Source organism: Pseudoduganella sp. S-14, assembly GCF_049913285.1.
Taxonomy (GTDB): Bacteria; Pseudomonadota; Gammaproteobacteria; order Burkholderiales; family Burkholderiaceae_D; genus Rugamonas.
The window spans coordinates 1-25,698 of the sequence record NZ_CP183991.1 but is presented as its reverse complement, the minus strand read 5'-3'; the positions used below and the strand labels follow the sequence as shown (position 1 = coordinate 25,698).

General features: G+C 57.0%; 25 protein-coding genes and 1 pseudogene. 8 read left to right on the top strand and 18 right to left on the bottom strand.

The features are described 5' to 3' along the window. Nucleotides 1-26: 26 nt before the first annotated feature. The 6 genes from ACN9MZ_RS00130 to ACN9MZ_RS00105 all read right to left on the bottom strand — a co-directional run bounded on the left by ACN9MZ_RS00130 (nt 27) and on the right by ACN9MZ_RS00105 (nt 4,338). Nucleotides 27-1,640 (bottom strand): TonB C-terminal domain-containing protein, encoded by a 1,614-nt coding sequence (locus ACN9MZ_RS00130; RefSeq protein ID WP_426340339.1) that lies wholly within the window; start codon nt 1,638-1,640, stop codon nt 27-29. Between the two features lie 74 nt (nt 1,641-1,714). Then, nucleotides 1,715-2,179, bottom strand: coding sequence for a hypothetical protein (locus tag ACN9MZ_RS00125; protein ID WP_426340338.1), 465 nt, complete (start codon nt 2,177-2,179; stop codon nt 1,715-1,717). Nucleotides 2,180-2,237: 58 nt separating this feature from the next. After that, nucleotides 2,238-2,543, bottom strand: coding sequence for a hypothetical protein (locus ACN9MZ_RS00120; protein ID WP_426340337.1), 306 nt, complete (start codon nt 2,541-2,543; stop codon nt 2,238-2,240). 34 nt (nt 2,544-2,577) lie between these two features. Beyond that, on the bottom strand, nt 2,578-3,531 hold the full coding sequence (locus ACN9MZ_RS00115) for a retroviral-like aspartic protease family protein (RefSeq protein WP_426340336.1): 954 nt from the start codon (nt 3,529-3,531) through the stop codon (nt 2,578-2,580). A gap of 199 nt (nt 3,532-3,730) precedes the next feature. Continuing rightward, nucleotides 3,731-4,051 carry a type II toxin-antitoxin system RelE/ParE family toxin gene (locus ACN9MZ_RS00110; protein WP_426340335.1) on the bottom strand — a complete coding sequence of 107 codons (321 nt, stop codon included), beginning with the start codon at nt 4,049-4,051 and terminating at the stop codon, nt 3,731-3,733. Next, nucleotides 4,048-4,338, bottom strand: coding sequence for a type II toxin-antitoxin system Phd/YefM family antitoxin (locus ACN9MZ_RS00105; RefSeq protein ID WP_426340334.1), 291 nt, complete (start codon nt 4,336-4,338; stop codon nt 4,048-4,050). The genes ACN9MZ_RS00110 and ACN9MZ_RS00105 overlap by 4 nt, the downstream gene beginning before the upstream one ends. A 155-nt stretch (nt 4,339-4,493) precedes the next feature. On the opposite strand from ACN9MZ_RS00105, the gene ACN9MZ_RS00100 reads away from it, so the two are divergent. After that, on the top strand, nt 4,494-5,675 hold the full coding sequence (locus tag ACN9MZ_RS00100) for a hypothetical protein (protein ID WP_426340333.1): 1,182 nt from the start codon (nt 4,494-4,496) through the stop codon (nt 5,673-5,675). Nucleotides 5,676-5,697: 22 nt separating this feature from the next. Here the strand turns inward: ACN9MZ_RS00100 and ACN9MZ_RS00095 are convergent, their stop codons facing one another. From ACN9MZ_RS00095 to ACN9MZ_RS00085, 3 genes are all read right to left on the bottom strand, one after another. Then, nucleotides 5,698-6,711, bottom strand: coding sequence for a hypothetical protein (locus ACN9MZ_RS00095; protein ID WP_426340332.1), 1,014 nt, complete (start codon nt 6,709-6,711; stop codon nt 5,698-5,700). A gap of 117 nt (nt 6,712-6,828) precedes the next feature. Beyond that, nucleotides 6,829-7,248 (bottom strand): type II toxin-antitoxin system HicB family antitoxin, encoded by a 420-nt coding sequence (locus ACN9MZ_RS00090; protein ID WP_426340331.1) that lies wholly within the window; start codon nt 7,246-7,248, stop codon nt 6,829-6,831. 31 nt (nt 7,249-7,279) lie between these two features. Next, on the bottom strand, nt 7,280-7,459 hold the full coding sequence (locus tag ACN9MZ_RS00085; RefSeq protein ID WP_426340330.1) for a type II toxin-antitoxin system HicA family toxin: 180 nt from the start codon (nt 7,457-7,459) through the stop codon (nt 7,280-7,282). A gap of 477 nt (nt 7,460-7,936) precedes the next feature. On the opposite strand from ACN9MZ_RS00085, the gene ACN9MZ_RS00080 reads away from it, so the two are divergent. The 4 genes from ACN9MZ_RS00080 (at nt 7,937) to ACN9MZ_RS00065 (ending at nt 13,263) form a co-directional block, all read left to right on the top strand. Then, nucleotides 7,937-9,622, top strand: coding sequence for an esterase/lipase family protein (locus ACN9MZ_RS00080; protein WP_426340329.1), 1,686 nt, complete (start codon nt 7,937-7,939; stop codon nt 9,620-9,622). 170 nt (nt 9,623-9,792) lie between these two features. Further along, on the top strand, nt 9,793-10,692 hold the full coding sequence (locus ACN9MZ_RS00075) for a T6SS immunity protein Tli4 family protein (RefSeq protein ID WP_426340328.1): 900 nt from the start codon (nt 9,793-9,795) through the stop codon (nt 10,690-10,692). A gap of 357 nt (nt 10,693-11,049) precedes the next feature. After that, nucleotides 11,050-12,078 (top strand): IS5 family transposase, encoded by a 1,029-nt coding sequence (locus tag ACN9MZ_RS00070; protein WP_426339717.1) that lies wholly within the window; start codon nt 11,050-11,052, stop codon nt 12,076-12,078. Nucleotides 12,079-12,282: 204 nt separating this feature from the next. Continuing rightward, nucleotides 12,283-13,263 (top strand): T6SS immunity protein Tli4 family protein, encoded by a 981-nt coding sequence (locus ACN9MZ_RS00065; protein ID WP_426340327.1) that lies wholly within the window; start codon nt 12,283-12,285, stop codon nt 13,261-13,263. A 47-nt stretch (nt 13,264-13,310) separates the two neighbouring features. Here the strand turns inward: ACN9MZ_RS00065 and ACN9MZ_RS00060 are convergent, their stop codons facing one another. Then, entirely contained in the window at nt 13,311-14,000 is a 690-nt protein-coding gene (locus ACN9MZ_RS00060) for an HNH endonuclease (RefSeq protein ID WP_426340326.1), read from the bottom strand. Between the two features lie 429 nt (nt 14,001-14,429). Here ACN9MZ_RS00060 and ACN9MZ_RS00055 point away from each other — a divergent pair, with 429 nt between their 5' ends. Further along, a complete protein-coding gene (locus ACN9MZ_RS00055; RefSeq protein ID WP_426340325.1) occupies nt 14,430-15,260 on the top strand; it encodes an SGNH/GDSL hydrolase family protein in 831 nt (276 codons plus the stop codon). Nucleotides 15,261-15,262: 2 nt separating this feature from the next. Then, complete coding sequence (locus ACN9MZ_RS00050) at nt 15,263-16,132, top strand: NAD(P)H-binding protein (protein ID WP_426340324.1); 870 nt, start codon at nt 15,263-15,265, stop codon at nt 16,130-16,132. On the opposite strand, the gene ACN9MZ_RS00045 is transcribed toward ACN9MZ_RS00050, so the two are convergent. From ACN9MZ_RS00045 to gyrB (ACN9MZ_RS00025), 5 genes and pseudogenes are all read right to left on the bottom strand, one after another. Then, nucleotides 16,089-16,679, bottom strand: coding sequence for a TetR/AcrR family transcriptional regulator (locus ACN9MZ_RS00045; RefSeq protein WP_426340323.1), 591 nt, complete (start codon nt 16,677-16,679; stop codon nt 16,089-16,091). The two genes, ACN9MZ_RS00050 and ACN9MZ_RS00045, sit on opposite strands and share 44 nt — an antisense overlap. A gap of 290 nt (nt 16,680-16,969) precedes the next feature. Further along, complete coding sequence (locus ACN9MZ_RS00040; protein ID WP_426340322.1) at nt 16,970-17,563, bottom strand: dihydrofolate reductase family protein; 594 nt, start codon at nt 17,561-17,563, stop codon at nt 16,970-16,972. Nucleotides 17,564-17,668: 105 nt separating this feature from the next. Continuing rightward, entirely contained in the window at nt 17,669-18,007 is a 339-nt protein-coding gene (locus ACN9MZ_RS00035; RefSeq protein ID WP_426340321.1) for a YciI family protein, read from the bottom strand. A 14-nt stretch (nt 18,008-18,021) separates the two neighbouring features. Further along, the gene (locus ACN9MZ_RS00030; protein ID WP_426340320.1) at nt 18,022-18,633 is read right to left on the bottom strand and encodes a TetR/AcrR family transcriptional regulator; all 612 of its coding nucleotides are present in this window, start codon (nt 18,631-18,633) and stop codon (nt 18,022-18,024) included. Nucleotides 18,634-18,885: 252 nt separating this feature from the next. Further along, nucleotides 18,886-19,133: pseudogene (gyrB, locus tag ACN9MZ_RS00025) on the bottom strand (DNA gyrase subunit B); the annotation flags it as partial. Nucleotides 19,134-19,209: 76 nt separating this feature from the next. On the opposite strand from gyrB (ACN9MZ_RS00025), the gene ACN9MZ_RS00020 reads away from it, so the two are divergent. Further along, entirely contained in the window at nt 19,210-20,265 is a 1,056-nt protein-coding gene (locus ACN9MZ_RS00020) for an OmpA family protein (protein WP_426340319.1), read from the top strand. A 123-nt stretch (nt 20,266-20,388) separates the two neighbouring features. Here the strand turns inward: ACN9MZ_RS00020 and gyrB (ACN9MZ_RS00015) are convergent, their stop codons facing one another. The 3 genes from gyrB (ACN9MZ_RS00015) to dnaA all read right to left on the bottom strand — a co-directional run bounded on the left by gyrB (ACN9MZ_RS00015) (nt 20,389) and on the right by dnaA (nt 25,698). Next, a complete protein-coding gene (gene gyrB / locus ACN9MZ_RS00015; protein WP_426340318.1) occupies nt 20,389-22,884 on the bottom strand; it encodes a DNA topoisomerase (ATP-hydrolyzing) subunit B in 2,496 nt (831 codons plus the stop codon). Nucleotides 22,885-23,023: 139 nt separating this feature from the next. Then, nucleotides 23,024-24,130, bottom strand: a complete 1,107-nt coding sequence (dnaN, locus tag ACN9MZ_RS00010) for a DNA polymerase III subunit beta (protein WP_426340317.1) — start codon at nt 24,128-24,130, stop codon at nt 23,024-23,026. Nucleotides 24,131-24,306: 176 nt separating this feature from the next. After that, nucleotides 24,307-25,698, bottom strand: a complete 1,392-nt coding sequence (gene dnaA / locus ACN9MZ_RS00005) for a chromosomal replication initiator protein DnaA (protein WP_426340316.1) — start codon at nt 25,696-25,698, stop codon at nt 24,307-24,309.

The following is a 25,698-nucleotide window of genomic DNA, read 5'->3' as shown; positions in this document are numbered from 1 at the left end:
ATGCGGCCTTTTGTTGGGCAACCAGCCTATTGCAAGCGAATGGCAGTATCAAATACCCATGTTCGACGGATTTCGATGACGTCATATTGACGCGCGAGCGCAGGTGGAAATGCACCATAAGGCGCCTGGCTGGAGACGACTTTTCGGATTGCATCATCGATAGCGGCCACCCCGCTGGAAACGACAAAGGTCACCTTTTCCACGGAGCCGTCGGCCCGGATTGCGACGGTGACCATCGGTGACACGTGACGCTGCTTGACCACGTCGCGCAGCATGTCGAACGCCATGTTCAGCTCAAACTTCTTGCTCATTGCTTCCGCATACTGGACGAGATCGACATTCGGGTCGGCACGGCCGAAGAGCCAGCCGCGGCGAAGGCCGCTAACTGTGGGAAGCAGCGAACGTGAAGGGTTCTTCGCCGCTGCGTCGCGTTGGGCCGCCTCTTCGTTGAGTTGCCGGCCGATCGCACGCAGGCGTTCCTCGCGTTCCTCCTCCTGCTTGGCCTTCTCACGCTGCGCCAACTCGCGCTTTGCCTGTTCCTGTCGTGCCGCCTCCTGCCTGATTGCGTCCTGGCGTGCGGCTTCCAGTTGCTGCGCCTGGCGAGCCGCTTCGAGCTGCGCTTGCCTGGCTTGTTCTTGTCGCGCCGCTTCCAGGCGCGCGGTTTCGGCGCGTTGCAGCTCCTGTCGGGCCATTTCTTCCTGTTTTGCGCGCTCCCGCCGGACGTCCTCCTGGCGGGCAAGTTCCTGGCGTTCGGCGTCCTTCCGCTCTACCTCCGCTTTGGCTGCCTGCTCGGCGCGTGCGGCATCCAGGCGAAGCTGCTCTTGGCGGGCAGCTTCGAGCTGCGCCTGTTTGACCTGTTCCTGGCGCAGGGCTTCCTTGCGGACGGCCTCCACGCGCTCGGTTTCAGCACGTGCGAGTTCTTGTCGAGCGAGTTCCTGGCGCTCGGTCTCCAGGCGGGCGGCCTGGATGCGGGCGGCCTGTTCGACGCGGGCGCTTTCCTGGCGATGCTGTTCCTGGCGCGTTGCTTCGCGCTCGGCCTCGGCGATCAATTCGGATTGACGCAGCTTTTCTGCGGCTTGCCGCTCTTGCTCGAGCTTGGCCTGTTCATGCAAGCGTTCCCGCTCTTCCTGCTCGGGCTGTTTTTGCGGGACTTCGCTCGCTTTGGGCGTAGCGATTGGCGGTGCGGCTGGCGCGGTTGGCAGGGGAACGTCGGGGCGCTTCGATGCCAAGGTGAGCTCTGGTGCAGGCGCAGGAGTCGGAGTCGGGGCAAGTGTCGGTGTTGGAGGCACTGCGGGAGGTGACATGGGCATCGTTGTCACCGTGTTCGCCAGAGCGCTTTTTTCGGTTGGCGGCGCCGGCGCGGGAACTGTTGGCCGCGCGGGTTCCGCCGGCAGTTGCAGCGGCGCCGACATGGGCGCTGCAGGCTGCTGCGCGGGAAGCAGCAGGACCTGCAAATCGTTGGCCCCCAAGCGGCGTTCCTGCCACGGGAATTTGAGGGCCGGTAGCCCGAAGGTCTGTCCGCCCAGGGTAATGCTCAATAGCAGCGCGTGCACGAATGCGGAGATCACGAGCGCAGAGCTCAGTCGCCACGGTTCGCGCTGAAAGCTGTTGAAACGGCCGAGAGTGATTGCTGAGGACATCAGCAAAGACTATCACAAAGGCAGGTGATTCTTAATCAACTGGCAACTGATAGGGTGAAATACGCAACACTGAACTACGTCACGAAGACAATTTCCCTGGTGTAGGCACGATAAAAATCGGGCTCGTTGACTTTGCCTTTGAGCCAGAAATAGAAGTCCACATCTTCGCGATGTCGTGCATAGGGATGTAGGCCTATTGCAGATTTTTGCTCGTAAGCCAACTCGAAAACTGGTATGCCGCGATGAAGAACGCGGAAGTGCGAGACCGTCTCCTGATCCGCGATCTCCACTTTGGTTTCATCGGCATCAGGGTGGTACAGGGTGTCGTTGAGAATCAGAAGGGGCCCATCAGGAGTCGCCAGCAAGACAATCGACTCCGCGTGATGGCTGCTCTCTTCAATCTCGTACAGTCCGAACGTGACCTTCTCCTCGTCTACTTCCGAGGCCGGAACGAATTCCCGGGCACCGGTGGCCAGGTCGATCTTCATCAGTGTGACGGTGCCGTCAAACTGGGCGACTGCGATGGTTTTGCCTGTCATGAGGGGGGCGGTTAGTCGGTTTCTGAAAGAACCATGCCTTTCAGTGACTTCCAGCACGTTATCGGCCGCCCGAGACCACTGGCATCCACCAAGGTTCCGTTAGAAGGCCGAGCCCCAGCAAGAGCATGGCCCCGGCCAACATTCCCATCACCAGTACGTTGCGCGTGCTTTTCCGCTGGGCGGCCCTATTATGTTGAAGCAGAGCTTGCTGGAGAGTGAGTTGTTCTTCTCGAAGTCGAATATCCGCAGCAAACCAATCGCGCTCGGACTTGTTGTGCTCACACTGAGCATCCGACATCTGAGCAAGGGTCAGTTCAATCTTCTCGAGGAATTCGGCCATTTGTCTGGTTTCCGGATCTGTCATGGTTGCTTTCATAGTTCGCGGATTTCAGCGCCCTTTACCGTACCGCCCGTGGTTCCAGCGTCATGAATTCCACGCCTTGCTTTTTGGCCGAAGCCATATTGAACTGGGAAAGCGATGCCTGGCCCAAAAGCGGTACGCAGGTAGAGCAGACAATGGCGGTGACTTTGCGCAGCTCAAAAGGCCCGACGTTGAGCGAATCCAGCACAACCAGTCGCGCGTTGGAACGGCGGCCGTCGGCAAGGCCGATCACGACCTTGGGCTGCAGCACCTTATAACTCGCCCTGGAGGTGGCGAGCATGTCCTCGCTAAGCATGGTCTTGGCGGCCCCCGTATCCACAACGAACGCCGTCGGCCGTGCATCACCGATGCGTACCGGTGCGTAGAAATGGTCGCCGGTCTTCGATAGGCGCAGGTTCTTTTGTGCACCGGCCAGTGCCTGGCCCTGGCGTTCGATCGTCGTTTCGATGGCGATGCGCTGGCCGTCAAAGTAGTGCCCGTGGCCTTTCTCTTCCAGCGTGGCGTCGAACGAAGCCAGAAGCGCCAAGGCTTCGTATTCCCTCTTCTTCGCCACCAATTGCCTGGCCAGGTCGCCGCGCACATTCACCAGCTTGGGCATGATAGCCAGCGTCTTGTAGTTCCAGTCGATTGACTCGTCGATGCGGCCCACCTTCTCCAGGCTTCGCGCATAGGCTGCGAACAGGTCGTAAGTGCCCTGGCCCATCTCGATAGCTTTCTCTGCCTGGACGATGGCGAGTGCATGCTTTTCGTCCCAGCTGTAGATGACCGCCAGGCTCGCAATGGCATGCACGTCGGTAGGATTCATCTTGATGTACTGCACCCAGTTCTTTTCCGCGCAATCGAGCTGGCGCAGCTGCTGGCATTTGACCGCTCCATCGCGGTAGGCAGAAGGAGGGTAGGTCGTTGCTGCGAAGACGGGCGTGGCGATAAGCGGCAGTGCCGCCAGCAGGGGCCGGGAAAAGAAGTGCATGGATGTTGGACGAGGATTTATAAGTTCTTATTTGGCCGCACGAATGCGGCGGCAAATTATAACCAGTCTAGACACCAGCGTGGCTAATTTGGCAATTCCAATTGGCTTGGAGTGCGCCGCTGGTCGCCGTCAACACGCAGGGTTTACCGTGAAGCTTGGCCAAGCCACTCCTTTGTGGACGACAGCTTAGATCAATGTTTCATACCCTAAGTATCCGCTCGACAAGATGCGTCATGAAGTCCCTCTCGGTCGAGAGAAACATGCGGACGAAAATTGTGTCGCCCCTGATCTCATAAATGACTCTGGTGTCCTCAGTGATCCTTTGTCGGATCACCAGCTCCAAGGCAACGCATTCGTCAGGAGCAACACCTGCGAGGGGAAACTGCTTTATTTGTGCGAAAAGCTCTTTGAAAGATCGTTTGAATTCTTCGAACCTTGCCGCTGAATGAGTTTTTTTGAATCCGGCCTGGATCTCTCGAAAATCTGTCTTGGCGCTATCAAGGACAATGATCTTGGTCATCTGGGCTTGTCCATCTCGTCGAAGAACTCTTCTTCAGAGACAAATTTTCCCTCTTCGATTTCCTTGGTACCGAGAGCAAGCAACTTCATCAGCGCCATACGCTCCTGATACATCTTCCGCTGCTCAAGCGATTCCTGGTAGCTCTTGATACTGATGACGACCATCTTCGCTTCCCCGTTTTGAGTGATGATCATCGGACCGGCATCCTCTTCATCAAATTTTCTGACGATTTCGGTGGTATGTGATTTCAGGTAGGAGATTGGCTTGATTTGCTCGGTGATGTCCATGGCGAACTCTCGGCGGAATGGTGGACTGATTATAGGCTAAATTTAGTCTATAGACGTGAATTCGCGCCTGGGGCGCGCTCTACCAGTATTTTTCCGCGCGGCGCTGAAACCCATTAAAGTACCGGCTCGACGTCGCGCCACAGCCGAGGATCAGGATGAGCGAGTACCATTATTATGAATTTGCAGTACTAGACCGGCCACTCAGCAAGCTTGAGCAAGCCGAGCTGCGGTCCTTCTCTACTCGTGCCACTATTACCGCCTGCAGCTTCAGCAACACCTACCATTGGGGCGACCTGAAAGGCGACCCGTACGAATGGATGGAACGCTATTTCGATGCCCACGTGTATTCATCCGACATGGGGTACTGCCAATTCATTCTGCGCGTTCCCAAGCCGCTGATTTCACCGCACGAAGCTACCCAGGCAACCGGGTTCGGGCGAGACCGAGGCACATATGGCGGCAGCGCGTTCTCAATTCATGAAAGCGGCCAATACTGGCTGCTGGATTGGTCCTACGCCGATGAAGACGGATACGACGAACGCTTTCAGTCGGACGAGGACGGCCCCGGCTGGATGGCGCGCCTCGCGCCGCTACGTGACGAAATGCTGCGCGGCGACCGGCGGCCGCTGTACCTTGGCTGGCTCGCAGCCCTGTGCAGCGAAGAGCTTGACGACGACGACCTGGAGCCACCGCTTCCGCCGGGCTTGCAAACCTTGACCGCCGCGCAGCAGGCGCTTGTCGAATTCCTGCAGCTTGATCCATATTTACTTGCTGTTGCCCAGTCTGCGAGTGAAGAAGATGCCGACTCCGACTTGTACGCAGCGATGCTGGAGGAATGGATGCACGACCTGTCCCCTGACCAGATGCGCAATACCGTTCGACTCATCATGACCGGCGCGGCGCACCAGGCCGAGCGCGTCATGCACGCGCAATACGCGTCATGGCGGCAGCAACGGAGGCCAGCCAGGCGGGGCGCTGGCGAGCGCCGGACCGTTGCGCAAATTAGCGCGGGGCGCCCCTTGGCCGAGCAGATTCGTATCGAGCGCGAGCGCGTTGAGCAGGAAGAAAAGCACGCGCACCAACAGGCCGAGCGAGCGCGCGAACTGGCTGACGTAGCGGACCGCGCCAAGCAAGTCTGGCAGGAGATAGACGTTTGCTTGCGCGCCGGCTCCGGCGCCGCCTATGAACGGGCGCAACGAGCCGTACTCGAACTGCACGAGGCACTCAAGGCTGGTGGAAAGGCGCCCGAATTCCAGCGCGGTTTGGTGAAATTATTGTCCACTCATGGACATCGGCGGGCCTGGATTGAGCGCTTGCAGCGTGTGGGATTGATGTAAGCCGAAGCTCGGCTAGCGTCCTTCAGAGCATGCCGAGCGCCAGGTTCCAGGGCCAGCCAGTTTGCCCGCGCCGGGTGGTGCGCTGCTGCACAATCGCTTTGGACAGCTTGTCGTCAATCTTGCTCGTCAACGCATCGAGCCGTTGAACGATCTTGGCCGCGTCGGCACTGTTTGCCGCCCATAGCAGTTCCTCCTTGCAGGCCAGTATTCCCGCCCGCTCCATCAACACTTGCGATTGGTTGTACAGCCACCGCAGGAAGCGCTCCGCGCCATTTGGCGCCAGCCATAAGTCGCCGCACGCGTTGACATATTCGATGGCAGTCGATGGATCTTCCAGGTTGCTGCCGTGGTGAATCAGGAGTGGCCAAGGCTCGCTTTCATTCAACAGCAACTCGGCAATGTAGTGATTAGCGGCGAAGCCGCGGCGGAATGCGGTCGCGGCAGCCACCCAGTTATCGTCGATAGCGTGGCACAGGCCCAGTTCATACCAATAGGGAGGATAGTCCGCCGCGTGCTCTTGCAGCGCCACGGCGGCTTCTTTACGCATGCCGGCACGCAGAAGTTCTGAGCCAACCACGAAACGCACGCCCTGGTTGTCGTTTGGGTTGCGAGCCAGCATCAGGACGGCTATCTCCGCCGCCTCCTTGTGCTTGCGGCGACGTGAGAGGCAGAGCAGTGCGATCTGCAGCATCCGCAAGTACGCACGGTTTTCCAGATGGCCCCATTCGACCCTGCCGGAAAACCCGTCCGGCATGATGTCGTGCGCAGCGTCCAACCCTCGCTGCGCCGCTTCGAGCGCTTTGACTGGCTTGCCGAGGTCGAAATAGTTCGACGCGAGGAAGACGTGCGCATCCAGCAGCCATGGAGTCTGCTGCAGCTGCTGTTCAAGCGCGGCCTGAAAACGTTTTTCGCTCAAACGGCCTTGTTGCCACAGGTCGGCAAGCTCGTCGACCTTTTCACCGGCATCTTTCGTGGCGTTGCTGGAATAGTCGAATGCACCGGAATGGTCTGGGAAAATCTGGAATTGAATGGACATGGCAAATACTGTCTGGGATTGCGGCTGAACTGGGGGAGATTGCGTTTCGGTCGCTATTGTAAGTGGATAAAGTCATTGCTCACGAAGACTCACACCATGCCGTGCAAGCACTGGGGCTCACTGCAAGCCAATAGTCAACCGTCGTCCGAGCGCCTTGGCAGTCTGCTCAACGAAGTCAAGCTTGGATGAATGGCGCAAGTCAAACAGGCGATCCACTTGTGGCTGGTGCACATTCAGCATTCGCGCCAAGTCCGCTTTGCGCAACTGCTGCCGCTGCATTTCATTCCATAGGAGTACCTTGGCAGTTTCCAGCGCGGGAAGAGCGACCGTATGTTGGCCCTTGGCCAGCGCAGAAGGCAGCGGTACCGGACGGCGCGCATCGAAGTAAATTTCCAACGCAGTAATCAAGGCGTTGACCGCTTCATGCAATGCTTCCTCGACAGTATCTCCCACTGAATTTGCTTCCGGAAAATCAGGAAACCCAACCAGGAAGGAGCTGTTACTGTCGCGGGTCAAAGTGACGGGGTAGTTCAACATGGATTCGGTCCCTCAAGTCGAGCCAATGCGTTCATTTCAGTCCGAGGTCATTCTTGATCTTCTTGACCAATCCAGTACCGATTTCCTTCGCTCCGTGGTCAGGAAATACGCTTGTTCGACCATTCAGATGTACTTTGTGATGGCTGCCACGGCCGGGTGAGAAGACGGCACCTTGCCGCTCCAGCCAACGTCGGAACTCGCTGTATTTCATGGCCCCTATCCTAATAATACAACACTTCTGTTGTATCTGTCGGCGTGATGTCAACTTGGTTGCCGTTCGATACTGCCCCTGGCAACTATTCACACTTTTGTTCAGGATCAAGCCCGCGAACTAGAAGAGCCGGAGCAGACGCGATTACCCCTCCAGAAAGACTTCTACCTCAAGGCCTTTTGCAGTAGATCAATGTCGGCGGCATTTACGGATGCCAACATAGACTCCCGCGTCAAACAGACGACGGGAGCCCGCTGGGGACAACGCCCTGCTCTGTTTCTTGCAGCAATACAAGGATCTGATTACCGATAACCGTCCATTGCAACTGCGTCTGACGTTGGGCGCAAATGCTGGAAGACGTGCCTGTGCAGCAACGCAAGGCAGCGAGTCAATCCGCCGCAACCCTGGGTACCACATCCTGCATGCCTCCTTTGACGACTTCATCGCTCAAGGAGTAACGGAATTCGAGGAGCCCTTATGGCAACGCAACTTGCAGTTGATCTCAAGTCCGGCGGTAAGAAGGCAAACGGGTTTGCAACACCAACAGAAGACCGTGCGCCACAAAAAATGATCGTTCCTCCCCGACGTGTGATACCGATCGTTTTCTTGCCAGGCATTATGGGTTCGAATCTTCGAGTTAGCGACCAACGTCAAAAGGAACTTGGAAATTCCAATAATTCAGTATGGCTTCCCGATAAGGTAGGTGAAGTCGGAAGTTTACTTTACACAGGGCCTGCGCGACGGCAGCGGTTGCTGGATCAGGAGGCCACAGAAGTCGATACATACGATCCAAATTCGAACCCTACTGGCGATCCTGATGAAACATCCGATGAGAGAAATAGCAAAGTTGATGACATCGATGTCGGGTTGCCATATTCGCCTGGTTCTCCACTACTCGTTGGCGAGCCTCGATTCGGCTGCAACAGCCTTTCAATCGAACAAAAGGCAAGGGGTCGTGGGTGGGGAGAAGTGTTCTTTAGCAGCTATCGGATTTTACTCGAACGCCTTGAAGATACACTGAATACACCAATTGAGAATGGACCTCTATCGAGAATGATAGGAGTTGATCCGGGTGCATGGCAAGCCCATCATGCGCCGGCATTGAAACCACTGACAAAAGACGAACTCATGAAAGCAATGCTTGGGAACTTCTTTCCAGTGCATGCGATGGGCTACAACTGGCTTCAATCGAATTATGAATCAGCGCTGTCGATACGCAAGCGCATAGAGAAGCTCATCGAAACTTATAAAGAATTCGGTTTCGAATGCGAAAAAGTCATCATCATCACTCATTCAATGGGAGGCCTTGTTGCACGTGCATTGGCTCATCCTGAAATGGCAAACATGAGTGACAAAATTCTAGGGGTGGTCCACGGGGTACTTCCCGCCATAGGTGCGCCAGCAGCCTACAAGAGAATGAGATGTGGATTTGAAGAGAAGAAGGCCGGCCTCGACCCGGTCCCAAAAATCATAGGCAATAGGGGAAGTGAGGTAACTGCCGTACTAGGTAATTCGGCTGGTGGTTTGCAACTGTTGCCCAGCAAGGCCTACGGAAACGGATGGTTGATAGTGCGTCACAACGGTATCCAGTACGATAGTTTTCCAAAGCACGGCGATCCATATGAAGAAATTTACAAATTGCGAGATCGTTGGTACGGGTTAATTCGTGAAGAATGGTTAAATCCCGCGAGGGCGCCTGACGCGACATTTGCGCGCTTTTGCGGCTTCGTCGATGATGCGCGCGACTTCCACGACAAGCTGGGACAGTATTACCATCCGCGAACCTACGTTCATTACGGAGCCGATAACTCGCAACCGTCCTGGGAAACGGTTGTCTGGGAGATTCACCGTGATTACACCGGCCGCCATTGGCACGACTTGAAAATCGTGAAGGATGACAAGAAGGGTGAGCTAGAGGCTGTAGAACAACTGGAAGGCGGTCGCAAACTCCATACAAAAATACGTCTTGGACCTTCATCTGGCGCAGGAGATCAAACAGTGCCGCTTCGCTCGGCAGAGCACCAGCTGTTGAGCGCGAACGTAAAAGGAGTCTTTCGTCAGACAGGCTACGAACATCAAGACAGCTACAAGAACGAGCGCGCTTTGGATAGCACCTTGTATTGCGTGGTACGGATCGCCGCAAGAATGTGGTGGTCCAAATGAGGCCAGGTAAGAGGGCTCTCCTCGCAGTACTTTTCACTGCGGCTGCACTTGGGCTTCATTTCATAGCAAACAAAGGACGTGCCATGAACCAGGATTCGAACAATCGACTTGTTACTCTCTTTAAGACTACGCGAATCGTTTGTATTGGCAGGTTCGTTGTGGAGATTCCAATGGAGTCTGAAGTGATATACGGCCCTGCCAGATTGCCATACATGATCGAACGATGGCCTGGGTACGGCGAGAAGTTGGACGAAATGATCAACAGTCGGCTCTCAGAAATTGAAGAAGATCGTGCTCGTGCGAGAGGCCCATTGCTGAAGAGTGACTCTATGTTTGGTAAAGTCATTAGCGGTTCCGTCGCAGACCAGCGGATAATTTTTGGCGCCGCAAAGTCAACAGGCTCGTTTTACGAAATTGAATCGATTCAAAGGGTCGGAGAAGACCTTCTCATTCAAAGGACTACGTCCTATGGAGATGAATATCGCGATGCGGTCGTGCAGCTCAAAAACATAGCGCCACTTTTGCGTGCCAGGTCATCAGACGCTGTGCCAACGGAACCGGGAATCTGCCTTGATGGAGCCTTCATCGTAGAACCCTCATCACCCATTTATGAGGCGGTAACGTTGGGTGTTCGCTTGCGCCAATTTCCTGACGTCCATTTCTCGATAGAGTTGATCACCAAAGATAAGAAAGTCGAAGGCGATTCGCTAGAAGCGCGTTCCGCAGCTGCGGAAGAAGATGCAAGACAGTCCGGTGCTGGAGCCTGGTACGACCGGGTTCGGGTAATTCGTCGAGGCGAACGAAAGATCGGCAATTGGATTGGATCGGAGTATCTGGCTAGAAAGCCAAGAATTAATCAAGTGATGGAGTCGCATGAATTCGCATTCTTTTCGCATGGAGAGCCCGGCAATCATATGGTCCCGTCAGTCGAGATCGAGCTTGATACGGGAGTAAAGGGCAATAAGGCGAGCGGTATGAGATCGAGCATATCTGACGAAGAGGCACTTTACCTCTGGGACAGGATAACGTCCTCCATAAGGCCATGGGCCATCGGTAAGCCGCGAAAATAGGCGCCGCCGCCGCCAGTGAGCCCCACGGTCTCCGCTTCCAGTGTATCTGCTCCGCATGGCTGGTAATCCTGCGCGATCTTCGTTGCGAGGCCGTGGATTGTGACGCATTCGATGGGAGGACTTGTTGGGCGCGCCTTGCTTCATCCAGAGATGGGCAACATTGAGAGCAAGATCCTTGGGGTGGTCCACATCCGGGCCCTACACTCGACGTTGTTCAGAATCGCCAAGATTGCTGCTCAAATGCGATGGGAGGGCACGTGAGCTCAATGGGTTTGTGGATCCAACTTCTTGCGGGTACCTCGAAAAACTACCTCAGCCATGGCATGATGTCAGCGCATCAAACTTGACGACACTGCCATGATGAAACCCAACCTGTTTGCCGCTCAGGAGCGCGAAGCCAAGCTGACGAAGCTGGGCGACGCGCTGCAAGTACTGGAGCGGCATGTCGACTTCGCGGCGCTGGCCGACGCAGTCGATGAAGCAGCGCCACGGCCCGGCCGCGAGCGCGGCGGACGACCACCGTTTCCTACCGAGGTGATGGTGCGGATTCTGTTGATCCAGCACCTGTTCAACCTCTCGGACGAGCAGATGGAATTCCAGTTGCTTGACCGGCTCAGTTTCCTGCGCTTCGCCGGCCTGCGCGACTCCAGCCAGATCCCCGATCGCACCACGATCTGGACTTTCAAAGAGCGCCTGATCAAGGCCGGCGCCAGCGAAAGCGTGTTCGACGCCGTCAACCGGCAACTGGCCCGGCATGGCTACATCGCCCGAGGCGGCCAGATGATTGACGCCTCCATCGTCCAGGCGCCGAAACAATCGCTGAACAAGGAAGAAAAATCCCTCGTCGTGGACCAGAACGCCATGCCAGCCGACTGGTCGCCGCCGAAGCGACGTCAGAAAGACCTGGATGCGCGCTGGACCAAAAAGCACGGCAAATCCTATTTCGGCTACAAGCTGTCGGCGAACGTGGACAAGCGTTGCAAGCTGATCCGAAAAATCAAGATCAGCACCGCCAGCGAGCACGACACGCTGCATTTTGAAGACGTGCTCGATCCGGCCAATACCAGCCGGGATATCTATGCCGACAAAGGCTACGTCAATCACAAGCGCGAAGAGCGGCTTACCGGTGAGGGCTACCGCATGCACATCCAGCGCAAAGGCAACAAGGACAAACCGCTGTCCGAGGCTCAGCAGCGCCGCAACCGGCGCATCGCCAGCCCGCGCGCCCGCGTCGAGCATGTCTTTGCCGGCATGGCGCAGCTGGGCGGCAAGATGCTGCGCTCGATCGGTCTGGCACGCGCCACGCTGCAACTGAACTGGAAGGCCGCCGCGTACAACCTGCGTCGCCTTTGTTACCTGAAGGAGGCGAAGATTTCGGCGTTTTGACGCCCGAGGTCCGTCTGAACCGTCCCAAAAGGCGGATTCGGACAGAAAAATGGCCATGAAAATGGCGGCGATCGTGGCGCGGCCGCTTTGTAGGCAGCTATTTTTTCGGTGTCACCGCTCAAACTGCCAGTAAATCGAGGTTCCCTTGCGTGCGCTACCGCAATGGGGACTAGCATTGGCTGCGGAAAGATAACGGAGCAAAGAATGAACAATGATTCGAATCGGCTCATTTCAACAACGGAAGACGTCAGGTCCATATGCATTGGACGTTACATTGTCGATGTTCCGAAGAATGCGGAGATAGTCATCGGGCCAGCTCGTTTGCCTGTTGAGATTTGGAGGAAGTCGGGTGAAGGCAACGATTTCGATGCTTCGATCATGAGCGCAGTGGCCGAGAGCGAGTCAAGAAGATGGCTTGCTTACGGCCCGTTAAAGGAAAAAGGTTCCCTGGTTGGGATGATAAGAGATGGCTTCTCTCCAAACCAGAAGATAGTCTTTGGTGTGGGCCGGGGCGACGGTGCTTTTTACAATGTGCAGTCGTTGATAAAGCTAGGCTCGGATCTATACGTGCAGGAGTACGAAGCCTTTGGCGAAGGAGGCGAGTACCTGGAGGACGTCGACGATGCCAGACAAGTTGCCAAGCGCCTCCGCCCGCGTGCGGAAGAAGAAATACCCAGCGATCCTGGCGTGTGTATTGATGGCGCTTTTATAGCTGATCCGCCTCACAAATACATGGTGGAAGCGGTCTCAATCGGGATACGCCTGAAAGAGTTCGCAGATGTCCATATCTCTATTGAGATGACAAAAAAGGACATATACATCGATTCGGATACACTCGAACCGCGATTGAGGGCTGCAGAAAGGGATGCGGTCGCAAATGGGAATGGGGAGTGGCATAGCCGCATCAAGTTTTTGAGCAGAGGGCCGAGGAAGGTGGGTAACTGGGATGGCTTCGAAGTCGGAGCCCGGATGCCCGCACAAAAGACAGGTGACGAACATCACGAATTCGAATACGTGAGCCAGGGGGAACCAAAGAACCCTCTGCTGCCAGTGTTGGATATTCAGATGCAGACCGGAGTTAAAGACAACGTGATTGGCGGAGTTAGAGCCAGCATCTCTGATCGCGAGGCCCTTTACCTATGGGAGAAGGTATTGAGCTCCATCAGGCCCAGGCCTACGAGCTAATTCATCAATTAGCGAAGTGGTTGTCCAGAGCCCGTCATTCTGTTCGGTCAGATGAAGGCATTCAACTGATCATCCTCGGCCGGCCGCGGCAATAGTCGTGGAATCTTGTAATAGAGTTCGCGAATGAACTCCGACCGTGCGTGTGAATAGTGGCAGCGACGGTGGCAGTTTGGGCACAATGCTACGGAATTTTCCACTGTATCTTCGCCTCCCGCAGCCAGTGGCACCACGTGATGCACTTCCAGGTATGGAACCCCAGGCTGAACTTCGAAAGGCGCGACTGAGTGACAGCCTTCGCAATATGGTCCGGCATGCTTTAGTACCCAGGCCTTAACTGCTGGACTACGCTCAAACACAGTAACTTGAGATATAGACTGCTTGGGCGTCGAATTCCCCGGCGGCGCATCCACCAGCGGCTGCGAAAGCATGACGGCAACGCGTTCATCCAACGTTCCCGGATCGGATGTTGCAGCCCACGGCATGTTCCCGCTATGTCTCTCAATTGCGGCAATCAATACTGGCTTCACGCGACTGCCAACCTGCCCTTTGGGCAAATAGCCGGGAATGAACGGGAGCCTTAGCTCCATCATGACTGCCGAAATATTTTGCATGCGCATCTCGACGGAGCCAGGCGAGCGGGAGGACAGTTCGTTTTCGCGAAGCGCCTTGTTGAAGTGCGCCTTCACATACTTAGTCCCGTCAAGTTCTTGTTGGAGCATTTCCAGATAGGCGATCACGGCAGCTTGAAGCTCGAACGAAGACCAATCGTCAGTCTTTACCTCGTTCGGACCTGTCGCCATAAAGTTGGTTGCATACCTATTGATTAGATGCAACCAAGTTTAGCACGGCAATTACCGCCAGTTGGTTAGTTGAGCCTGCTATTCATAAACGGCGAAGACGGTGGTGCCGCAAGTAGAAATTACAGCCGACGTCGCATAACGGTGGCAATCATGAACTTGCGAACATCGCGAAGTTCAATGAATTTTAGATTTGCGTCACTGACCTGACCACTTGTTTTAGAGGCATGAGTTGAACGTTTCAAATTTGAGTAGATGCGTCGAATAATCAAAATTTTGTAACGGATTCAAAGACTTACTGAATTCGTAAAGCGAGCTGACGGAACACCTCTTCGAGCTTTAAGCTCCTTGCACTACAGAGGAGTATTCATGTCGAACGAACGAACTCAATGGCTCATGAAAGTGCTGCAACCAGAGAAGACGCAGGCCTCATTGCCGGGTATTGCAGCGCTCACCGAAGACAATCTCGCCATCCTCATCGGCATTGATCCGGAGCTTTACCGATCAGAGCTCAAAACGATGCGCCAAAACGCGAAGGACGCTGCCGCCGCGCTGCTTGACGAGCCAGACATAGGAAAGCTCGTCGACCAGCTCCCACTGCACAATCACGCGCAAATCGTCGTCTTCGGCGACAGCCTGACCGCCGATCCCCAGTCCTGGGCGGTGATCCTGGCGGAAATGCTCGCTGCGTGCCGGCCCAATGACGCCTTGACAGTGATGATCAGCGCGGTCCCGGGCGAAACGACAGCGCATGGGCTGGTGCGGCTTGGCGAATCACTCGCGCGTCAGCCCGATTGGCTGATTTTCTTCATGGGCACCAACGACGCCCGAACGCAGGGGCCGAATCCGACCAAAACGATCATCAGCCACGAAGAAACCGCCCGCAACCTCGCCGAGATGCGCAGCCGCGCCGTAGGCGAATGCAAGGCGCAGCGTCTGTGGCTTACGCCGCCTGCGGTCAACGAAGAACAAGTGGCTGCGCACTGGGGCCTGACGCGCTTCGGCGTCCGCTTCCGCAATGCGGACGTGGCGCAGGTTGCGAATCATGTGCGCGGCCTTGGCGATCCAGTGATCGACCTCTTCTCAGCCCTGGGCGCTCCGCCTGCGCCGGAACTATTGACGGACGATGGCCTCCACCTTTCACTTGAGGGACAAAAGCGCATCGCCCGCGAAGTGATTCGCGGCTGGAGCGCGCTCTGAACATGAAGCACCTCATAACAGGCGCAACAGGAAACATCGGCTCGCTGGTCACCCACCGCCTGATTGAACGCGGCATCCGGCCTTGCATCTTTGTTCGCGATGAAGCGAAGGCACGCGAGCTGTTTGGCGGCGCAGTCGACATACGCGTTGGCGACCTGGGCGCAAGCCAGCGATCTTTAGCCGCCGCCTTTGCGGGGATGGACACACTCTTTCTTCTCAACAGCGGCCCCGATCTTGCCGCCCGCGACCGCGTGGCAGCACGTGCCGCCAGAACAGCCGGCGTGAGTCACCTGGTCAAACTCTCGACACTTGACGTCTTGTCGGGCGTTGGCACGGGGCCTTGGCATGCCCAGGGTGAAACGGCGGTGCAAGAGAGCGGACTCGATTACACCTTTATCAGGTCCGCCGGTTTCATGTCCAACGCGCTGTATTGGGCGGAAGCGATCAAGACCGAGCGCGTACTGCGGTCCTCGACCGGTGATGGCAAAATCGCCTTCATCCACCCGGCCGACATCGCTGATGTCGCCGTCCACGCCCTGACCACGCGCGATCTTCGCCGCGAGGCCGTGGTGATCACCGGGCCGAAAGCATTGAGCTATGCCGAAATGGCGGACGTGGTCGGCTCTGCAAGTGGAAAGCGCATTCGATACGTTCCCATCAGTGACCGCGAGGCGCGCTTCGGTAGAGATGCCTATGCGGAAGCGGTGACCGACATATGGCGCGCGATCAGGGAAGGGCGCTTGACTACGACGACGGACGCGGTTCAACGCATCATTGGACGCGCGCCGTACTCTTTCGAACAGTGGGTGACCGAGAACCTCGACGAGTTCATTGAGCGCGGCAGGACTCGAGGTACGAGAGCGCAGTCTTGACGGTCTCCGCTTTCGTCTGTTCCAGCGGGATATGAGGGGGCCACTCGGCCAAACCATGCACCAGTGACTCAATGAGGCCAGACAGCACAAAGAGCATCCGCTTCGTTTCATCGTCGGTGGGGGCGACGACTTGTTCAAAAATTTCGCACAGCGCGGAGCGAAACTCCACCGGGCCTTCCGGCACCAGGGCCGTGATGAGTTGATGTAGTTGCGGGTCGGCGGCGTGGACATTGACGAGCCCCTCTACAAGAGCGCGAGTGAAGTCTTCAAGCGACCCGGATGCGTTTTCCGCTAACGCGTGCTTGATGGCCTCGCGCACGTCATTCACATGGCGTTCGTGAAGCGCCCTATAGATTGCCTGTTTGTCTGGAAAATATTGATAAAGCGAGCCGATGCTAAAACCCGCAACTTCGCTGATGCGATTGGTCGTGACGCCATCCGGACCGTGTCGTTTGAGCACAACTGTGACGGCGTCGAGCATTGTATTCACGGTTTGCTTCGAGCGTTGCTGACTGGGCTCACGTCGTACTTTATCGGCGCTTTTCATTGTGCTGTAGCGATTTCTTGCCTTTGTAAGATTAAAACAGCTTTGCGCAATTTTCGCCTCGACAATAATATCTCGTTCAGGAGAAGATTTGAATGTGAAATAGGAATTGATTCATAATCGCCTAATTGACCGGGTCTCTAAACGAAACTAGGATTGAAAATCCTTGTGTCGGTGGTTCGAGTCCGCCCCGGGCCACCAAGAATAACAAGTGATAAAACCGACCCCTGCAGGTCGGTTTTATCGTTTCCGCCGCATCAACCGCGTGTATAAGCCAGTTCCGTCAAGTCATATCAAGACGGCGCATAGCGATTCACGACAATCCCACAAGCGTAGCGCTTTGAGTCAAGCAGGCTAAGCGTCTGGCCAGCAGGCATATTGCCAAAAATTGATTTGCCAGCACCGATGACTGTCGGGTTAATGAAGAACTGAAATTCGTCGACTAGGCCGGCGCACGCCAAGGCGCCGGCGAAGCCGGCCCCGCCAAAGGCGATCATATCCTGGCCGGACTGACGCTTCAGCGCATTCACTTCCCGCACCAAGCCCCCGGCAGCGATAGCGATACGCTCCCCTGGGGGCGGCTCGCGAAGCTTATCCGTGATGACGACTTTGTTCATCTCCGCTACCTTTCGCGCGAACGCGTAATGGCGAGATTGGGGAAACCTGGCCGCTGCGCTTGCCCAATGGGCGAGATAGCCTTGCTCCAGCATCTTTCGGCTGAGCAGAATCGTGTCAACGGACACAAAGGCTTGGTTGAAGTCATTCTTGAGCTCGTCATCCCATACCCAGGAATCGCCCCAGTCCCAGAGCTGCCATTGCCGCTTCGTATCGGATGCGGCAACCAAACCATCAACGGACATCTGCATTTGAAGTATCAATTTTTTCATGAATGACTCCTACGCTGACACATGGTCTATGACGCTCAGGCGGTCATCGTGGGCTTTCCTCCCTCCCAAGCAAGGCAGTTCATGCCAGGTGACCGCAGCGCCAGATCAGGCAGCCAATTCGCTCCAGATTGGTCGGACCTCAATAGTGGCGACGCTTGCCATTGGGTGCGTGCTCGCGACGTCGAGCGCAGCAGAAACGTCAGGGCACTCGATCAGCTCATAGGCGCACATTTGCTCCTCGGATTGCGTGGAAGGCCCCTTGCTGAACGCGACCTTGCCAGCGCGCACGCGGACCGTCGTCGCATCGCTCGGCGGTCGCAAGGGCTTGCCGTGGATCCGGACCCCGCTTGCTTCCATTTCCTCGTTCCAGGTGTGGATGGCGGCAATCAATGCCTGGCTTGGCACAAACGATTCATCGTGGCTAATAATCAATAGGAATTGCATATCATCCTCGTCGTTTAGTCTTGCCGTTGAACAAACAAGATCTCGAGGTAGCGCCGCAAATGCTCAAGGCTGTCGCGCGCGATCTCAGGACTATGGCGTGCCTTGGAGAAAATGAACGCTCCCTGTAGCACAGCCTGCATGAAATATCCCAGGCTCTCCACTGACCAAGTCGCTTGCGGAGCGTACCGCGCCTTGGCCAATGCAAGCTCGCGCGTAAGTACCGCCACGTGGCTGGCCAGGCCGTTGTCGCAAGCGGCGAGAATTTCAGGATGGGTCGTATAGACCTCTTGCACCAAGGTACCCAGCAAACAGGTATACCCGGCCGTATCCCCCTGCAGCAGCGATTGCCTGAAATCGATATAGCCGAGAAGGCGATCCAGCGGGTCCGCCGCCTGATGGTAGGGCGCGGCGGCGAACAACCCTTCGGTTTTTTCGCCCCAATAGGCGACCGCTGCCAGCGCCAGGTCATCCTTGCCCTTGAAGTGGTGGAAAAAGCTGCCTTTCGTAATTCCCGCTTGGCGGCAGATATCATCAACCGTCGTAGCGGCATAGCCCTTGCTGCGTATCAACAGAAGCGCCGCGTCCAGTAGCTTGATCTTCGATTCGTGAGGCTGTTGGCGGGACATGGGGAGCAATCCCTTATATTGAGTTGGCCTTAATTCACCATACCAACCAGTCGGTATGCTGTCAAGGAATACACTCCATCCGCACATAAGAAAAGTCCAGAGACTTCGTTGACCGGCATCGCTCGACATCGAACAGCTCGCCCATCCCTTCGGTGTGTCCGGCATCCGGCTTAAGTCCTCCGCGTGGCAATGCAGGATCGCCTCAAATTTTGATGTCTAGGTCCGGAAACGAAGAGGCCCATGTATCGTTGCTTGGGCGACGGCAATCGCGTCTCCGATGTGCATCTTCAGCAGGCTGCGGACGGTTGGGTCCATGGTGGTTCCCACAGCTGCTCTGGATTCATCTCGCCCAGACCTTTGTAGCGCTGCTTGGAAACGGTGCGTTCCGCTTCGTCGCGCAGCCACTGCATGGTGTGGTGGAAGTCGACCACGGAGCTTTCCTTGGTGCGCTCGCTTTCGCCGATCAGGCCGGTGAAGGTGGCTGCCGCGTCGGCAAATATCTTGTTCAGACTCTTGATATTGCTATTATTGCAATAGCAATATTTCTACACATATACATCAGATTAGGATAGTCGAATGAAGTCACGTATTGTTTTGCCCTTGGTTGTGATGGGAACTTTGGGCGCAATCGCTCTAGCGGGCTGCAAGCCGAAGGCAAAAGCAGAGGCAGAACCGCCGGCAGCGGTAGCGCCGGCGAGTGCTACCGCTGCAAGCGCGGCGGCGGCCCCTGTCGTCGCACCCGCCGAAGTGAAGCCTTTTGATGTTACATCCGTGCCGATGTCGACAGCAGCCCTTCCTCCCTTTCCCTTCTTCGAATTGCCAGCAGGGGCCGAAGGCTATCATCAAGACGCCAAGGACTTCGATCGCGCATGGGTCATCGCAGGCGAAGAGCTGCGCGCCGTTGAGGGGCGCACCTCGGAGCGTTGGTTCCCGGTGAGCGCAGCGAACATGTCTATGCTGTCAGCGTTCCGTAATTACGAGGCGACCATTAAATCCCTGGGCGGCGTGCGCGTCGATAAGGTGCATCCACTTGATCCTGCATTTATTGCCCGCAATGGCGGTGACAAAGAGGCCCTGCTCAAGAAGCTAGCAATCCCCAACGGTCACGTTACAGCGCCAGACGAAACGCCGTCGTTCTCGCAGTACCTCGTGCGCACGCCAAAGGGAAACATCTGGATCGCTCTGTTCTTCTTCGATGACGATTTGAATATGTCGATCGAAGTGGTGCAGGAGCAGGCGATGGAGCAAAAGGTCGCTTTGCTGAAGGCTGATGAAATGGCCGCTGCGCTGGCGAAGGACGGCCATATTGCGCTTTATCTGAACTTCGACAACGACAGCGACATCTTGCGCGCTGATAGCAAACCGGCAATCGACGAAATCGTCAAAATGCTCTCTGCAGACGGAAGTCTAAAGGTGCGGGTGGAAGGCCACACCGATAATATCGGCACGTCCGCCCGCAATATTGCCTTGTCGCGTGCGCGCGCTGAGTCGGTCGTGAAGGCGATCAGCACCCTGCAGATTTCCAAGGATCGCCTGAAGCCTGAAGGCTTCGGCTCGGGCCGACCGCTGGCCGACAATACGAGCGAGGAAGGCCGCGCGAAAAATCGTCGCGTAGAACTCGTCAAGATCTGAGCGTTGATGCTTCATACGCGCAGCGCGTTGTTAAACCGACGCGTCTAACGCTCTACCAAAAAAAAATGCCAACAGCAGTTGGCATTTTTTCTTGTCTTTTCTAAGACGCGGATTTTGCTTGCGTTAAACGTCGATATTGCCTGCGCGCAGCGCGTTGGTTTCAATGAAGTTCCGTCGCGGTTCCACATCATCCCCCATCAGCGTGGTGAAGATCTGGTCGGCGGCAATCGCATCTTCGATCTGCACCTTCAGCAGGCGGCGGACGGTTGGGTCCATGGTGGTTTCCCACAGCTGCTCTGGATTCATCTCGCCCAGACCTTTGTAGCGCTGCTTGGAAACGGTGCGTTCCGCTTCGTCGCGCAGCCACTGCATGGCGTGGTGGAAGTCGACCACGGCGCTTTCCTTGGTGCGCTCGCCTTCGCCGCGGCGGATTACGGCGCCTTCGCCAATCAGGCCGGTGAAGGTGGCGGCGGCGTCCGCAAGTACGCGGTAGTCGGCGCCTTGCACGAAGTCGGCGTCGATCGAGGAGACCTTCACGTTACCGTGGTGCAGGCGCTCGATGCGCAGGGTGTGCTTGTCGGTCATCTCATCGGTGGTCACCACGACTTTCACGGCGCCGTCGTTGATGTTGGCCATCAGCGCTTCGGCGGACTTCTGTGCAGATTCGATGTTGTCCAGGTCCAGCGTTACGCCGGTCATGATGGCGGTCAGCGCGGCGCGGTCGATCACGCGGGTCAGGCGAGTCATGATGGCGTTGGCCATGTTGTAGGTGCGTGCCAGTTCGCCCAGCGCTTCGCCCTGGATCAGGTCCGCGCCTTCGCGCGGGGTCAGGGCGGCGGTGTTCAGCGCCACGTTCATCATGTAGCCGGCTTCTTCCAGGTCGTCCTTCAGGTAGCGCTCATCGCGGCCGGCCTTCACTTTGTACAGCGGCGGCTGGGCGATGTAGATGTGGCCACGTTCCACCAGCTGCGGCATCTGGCGGTAGAACAGCGTCAGCAGCAGGGTGCGGATGTGGGCGCCGTCGACGTCCGCGTCGGTCATGATGATGATGCGGTGGTAGCGCAGCTTTTCGATATTGAATTCGTCGGCGCCGATGCTGGTGCCCAGGGTGGCGATCAGCGTGGTGATCTGCTCGGACGACAGCATCTTCTCGAAGCGTGCCTTCTCCACGTTCAGCACCTTGCCTCGCAGCGGCAAAATGGCCTGGAACTTACGGTCGCGGCCCTGCTTGGCGGAGCCGCCTGCGGAGTCACCCTCGACGATGTACAGTTCGGACAGGGCTGGGTCTTTTTCCTGGCAGTCGGCCAGCTTGGCGCTCAGCCCCAGGCCGTCCATGATGCCTTTGCGGCGGGTCAGGTCGCGGGCTTTGCGCGCTGCTTCACGGGCGCGCGCAGCTTCCACGATCTTGCCGCAGATGATCTTGGCGTCGTTCGGCTTTTCCATCAGGAAGTCGGTCAGCGTCTTGGCGACGATTTCTTCCACTGGGCCGCGCACTTCGGAGGAGACCAGCTTGTCCTTGGTCTGGCTGGAGAACTTTGGCTCCGGTACTTTCACGGACAGCACGCAGGTCAGGCCTTCGCGCATGTCGTCGCCGCTGATTTCGACCTTGGCCTTCTTGGCGAAGTCGTTTTCGTCGATGTACTTGTTGATCACGCGGGTCATTGCCGCGCGCAGGCCGGTCAGGTGGGTGCCGCCGTCGCGCTGCGGAATGTTGTTGGTGAAGCAGAGTACCTGTTCGTTGAAGGCGTCGTTCCATTGCATGGAGACGTCGACCGAAATCGTGGTGTTCTGGTCGGACTGGCGTTCGCCGGTGGCCTGGAACACGGTCGGGTGCAGCACGGTCTTGGCTTTGTTGATGTATTCAACGAAGCCGCGGGTGCCGCCTTCGAACGCAAACACTTCTTCCTTGCCGTTGCGCTGGTCGGTCAGCTTGATGTTGACGCCGTTGTTCAGGAAGGACAGTTCGCGGATACGCTTGGCCAGGATCTCGTAGTGGAATTCCACGTGGGTGAAGATCTCTTCGTCGGCCCAGAAGTGCACGTCGGTGCCGCGCTTGTCGGTTTCGCCGATCACTTTGATCGGGGACACGGCTACGCCATCGCGCATTTCGATTTCGCGGTTCTGGGCGACGCCTTTGACGAATTCCATCTGGTGCACTTTGCCGTCGCGGCGGATGGTCACGCGCAGCAACTTGGACAGTGCGTTCACGCAGCTGACGCCCACGCCGTGCAGGCCGCCGGAGACTTTGTACGAGTTCTGGTCGAACTTGCCGCCGGCGTGCAGCTCGGTCAGCACGATTTCGGCGGCGGAGCGCTTTGGCTCGTGCTTGTCGTCCATCTTCAGGCCGACGGGAATGCCGCGGCCGTTGTCGGTGATGGAGATCGAGTTGTCGCTGTGGATGGTGACGTGGATCTCGGTGCAGTGGCCGGCCAGGGATTCGTCAATCGAGTTGTCCAGCACCTCGAATACCAGGTGGTGCAGGCCGGTGCCGTCGGACGTGTCGCCGATGTACATGCCGGGACGCTTGCGGACTGCTTCCAGGCCTTCAAGGATCTGGATCGAGGCGGCGCCGTATTCTTCTGCTTTGGCCTTGGGTTGTTCGTTGTGGCTTTCGGACATGGACTGCTTTCTCTTTTAACGAATTACTTTTCTGCTCTTTTTAAACCGGTAAATCTGGGTCAGACCCAAGGGTCTGACCCGACTCGCGGCGGCAAACAATACGGGTCTGACCCTTGGGTCGGACCCTGGTTTACCGGTTTTAAATGCGCATTGGCATTACAACGTATTTGAAGTCTGCGTTCTCAGGAATCGAGATCAGGGCCGACGAGTTGCTATCGCCCAGCGCCACGTTCACCTGGTCGCACTTCAGGTTATTCAGCACGTCCAGCAGGTAGGTCACGTTGAAGCCGATGTCCACGCTGTCGCCGCCGTAGTCGATTTCCAGTTCTTCGACCGCTTCTTCCTGGTCCGCGTTGGTGGACGAGATCTTCAGCGAGCCCGGGGTGATGATGCAGCGCACGCCCTTGAACTTATCGCTGGTCATGATCGCGGCGCGCTGCAGGGAGCGCAGCAGCTCTTCGCGGCCAATGGTGAAGTTGTTGGTATAGCCCTTCGGAATCACGCGGGTGTAGTCAGGGAACTTGCCTTCCACCAGCTTGGAGATCAGCTCGATGTCGGCAAAGGTCAGCTTGACCTGGCTTGCGGCGATGTCCAGCGAGACAGCTTCGTCGCTTTCTTCCAGCAGGCGCTGCATCTCGATGATGGTCTTGCGCGGGATGATCACTTCTTCGCGGGCGAAGTTCTGGTCGGTCTCTACCTGGCAGAAGGCCAAGCGGTGGCCGTCGGTCGCCACGGCGATGACCTTGTTGCCGTCCAATACCAGCAGCAGGCCGTTCAGGTAGTAGCGAATGTCCTGCTGCGCCATTGAGAAGTGCACCATGTTGAACAGGTGCTTCAGGGTCTTTTGCGGCAGCTGGAAGCTTGCGTTGAAGCTTTCGGCTTGTTGAACGGTTGGGAATTCTTCGGCGGCCAGGGTCTGCAGGGCGAAGCGCGATTTGCCGCTTTGGACGGTCAGGCGCTTGTTCAGCAGGGTCATGGTCACGTCGCCGGCTTCCGGCAGGGCGCGCAGGATGTCCAGCAGCTTACGCGCGGCGACCGTGGTGCCGGTGACGTCGGCACCCGAGCCGATGTCTGCGTGAGTCGTGATCTGGACTTCGGTGTCGGTGGAAAGGAACGAGACGCTTTCGCCTTCCTTGCGGATGAGGATATTGGCCAGAATCGGCATAGTGTGCCGACGCTCGACAATACCGCTCACAATCTGCAGTGGCCGGAGAAGCGTGTCTCGGGTGGTTTTGACCAGTTGCATAAATATCCTCAGTTAATGGGTTGGTACGTTGGTTCTTTTGTTAACTCGACAGTATAGCAGTCTGAAACCGGTAGTTCTGGGTCTGACCCAAGGGTCAGACCCGATCGGCGGCTGCCGGTGATTTGCAGTGAGGGACGGGAGCTGGACCTAGGGCCAGTTCCCGCCGCTTTACCGGTTTAGCCTTTCAGCGTCTGCTCCAGCACGTGCAACTCGTGATTGCATTCCGGGTTCTTGGTACGGTCCGCCGCAATCTTGCGCACGGCGTGCAGCACGGTAGTGTGGTCGCGTCCTCCAAACAGTTCGCCGATTTCCGGCAGCGATTTCTGGGTCAGCTCCTTGGCCAGGTACATGGCGATCTGGCGCGGTCGGGCGATGTTGGCTGGGCGGCGCTTGGAATACATGTCCGCCACCTTGATGTTGAAGAAGTCCGCCACCGTTTTCTGGATGTTTTCCACAGAAATCTGGCGGTTCTGCACAGACAGCAGGTCCTTCAGCGCCTCTTTCACGATGTCGATCGAAATGTCCTTACCGTGGAAGCGCGAGTAAGCCAGGATCTTGCGCAGCGCGCCTTCCAGCTCACGCACGTTGGAGCGCAGGTGCTTGGCCACGAAGAAGGCCACGTCGTCGTTCAGGGTCACGCCTTCGGACTTGGCTTTTTTCAGCAAAATCGCGACGCGCATTTCCAGCTCGGGCGGCTCGATCGCCACCGTCAGCCCGGAGTCGAAGCGCGAGATCAGGCGGTCATCCATGCCGGTGATCTCTTTCGGATACGTGTCCGAAGTGATGATGATCTGCTTCTTGGCCGCGATCAGCGCTTCAAACGCATAGAAGAATTCTTCCTGCGTGCGGGACTTCCCGCCGAAGAATTGAATATCGTCGATCAGCAGCATGTCCAGCGAGTGGTAATAGTGCTTGAAGTCGTCGAAACCCTTGCGTTGGTAAGCGGTCACTACGTCGCGAACGTACTGTTCTGCGTGGATGTAGCGGATGCGGGCGCCTGGCTGGTCGGCCATCACCTGGTTGCCGATCGCGTGAATCAAGTGGGTCTTGCCCAGGCCCACGCCGCCGTAGAAGAACAATGGGTTGTACGACACGCCCGGGTTGTTCGCTACCTGGATGGCGGCGGCGCGCGCCAGCTGGTTGGCCTTGCCGGTTACGAAGGAGTCGAAGGTCAGGTCCGGGTTGATACGGCTGTTTTCGCGGCCTTTCGGATTCGAGTATTCGGCGGCGGCGGTCGGCGCGGCGGCGGCGGCAGGCGTTTCCGGGCGCAGATCGCTCAGCGGGCCGGAAATCACGGCGGGGGCGGCCGGCTTTTTCAGCGCGTGGGTACGCGGATCAAGGACGAACTGCACCTCGATGACGGTTTCCCAGTACTGGCAGGCCAGGGCCGTGATGCGGCTCGCGAATTGGGTCTTTACCCAATCCAGCTTGAACCGGTTTGGCGCAGCAACGCGCAGCTTGTTGTCCTCGAAATCGAGGGGCACAAGCGGCTTAATCCAGGCACTGAATTGTTGCGGCGTCAGCTCAAGTTCCAGCTGCTGGGAACAGGACTGCCAGAAATTTTCCAT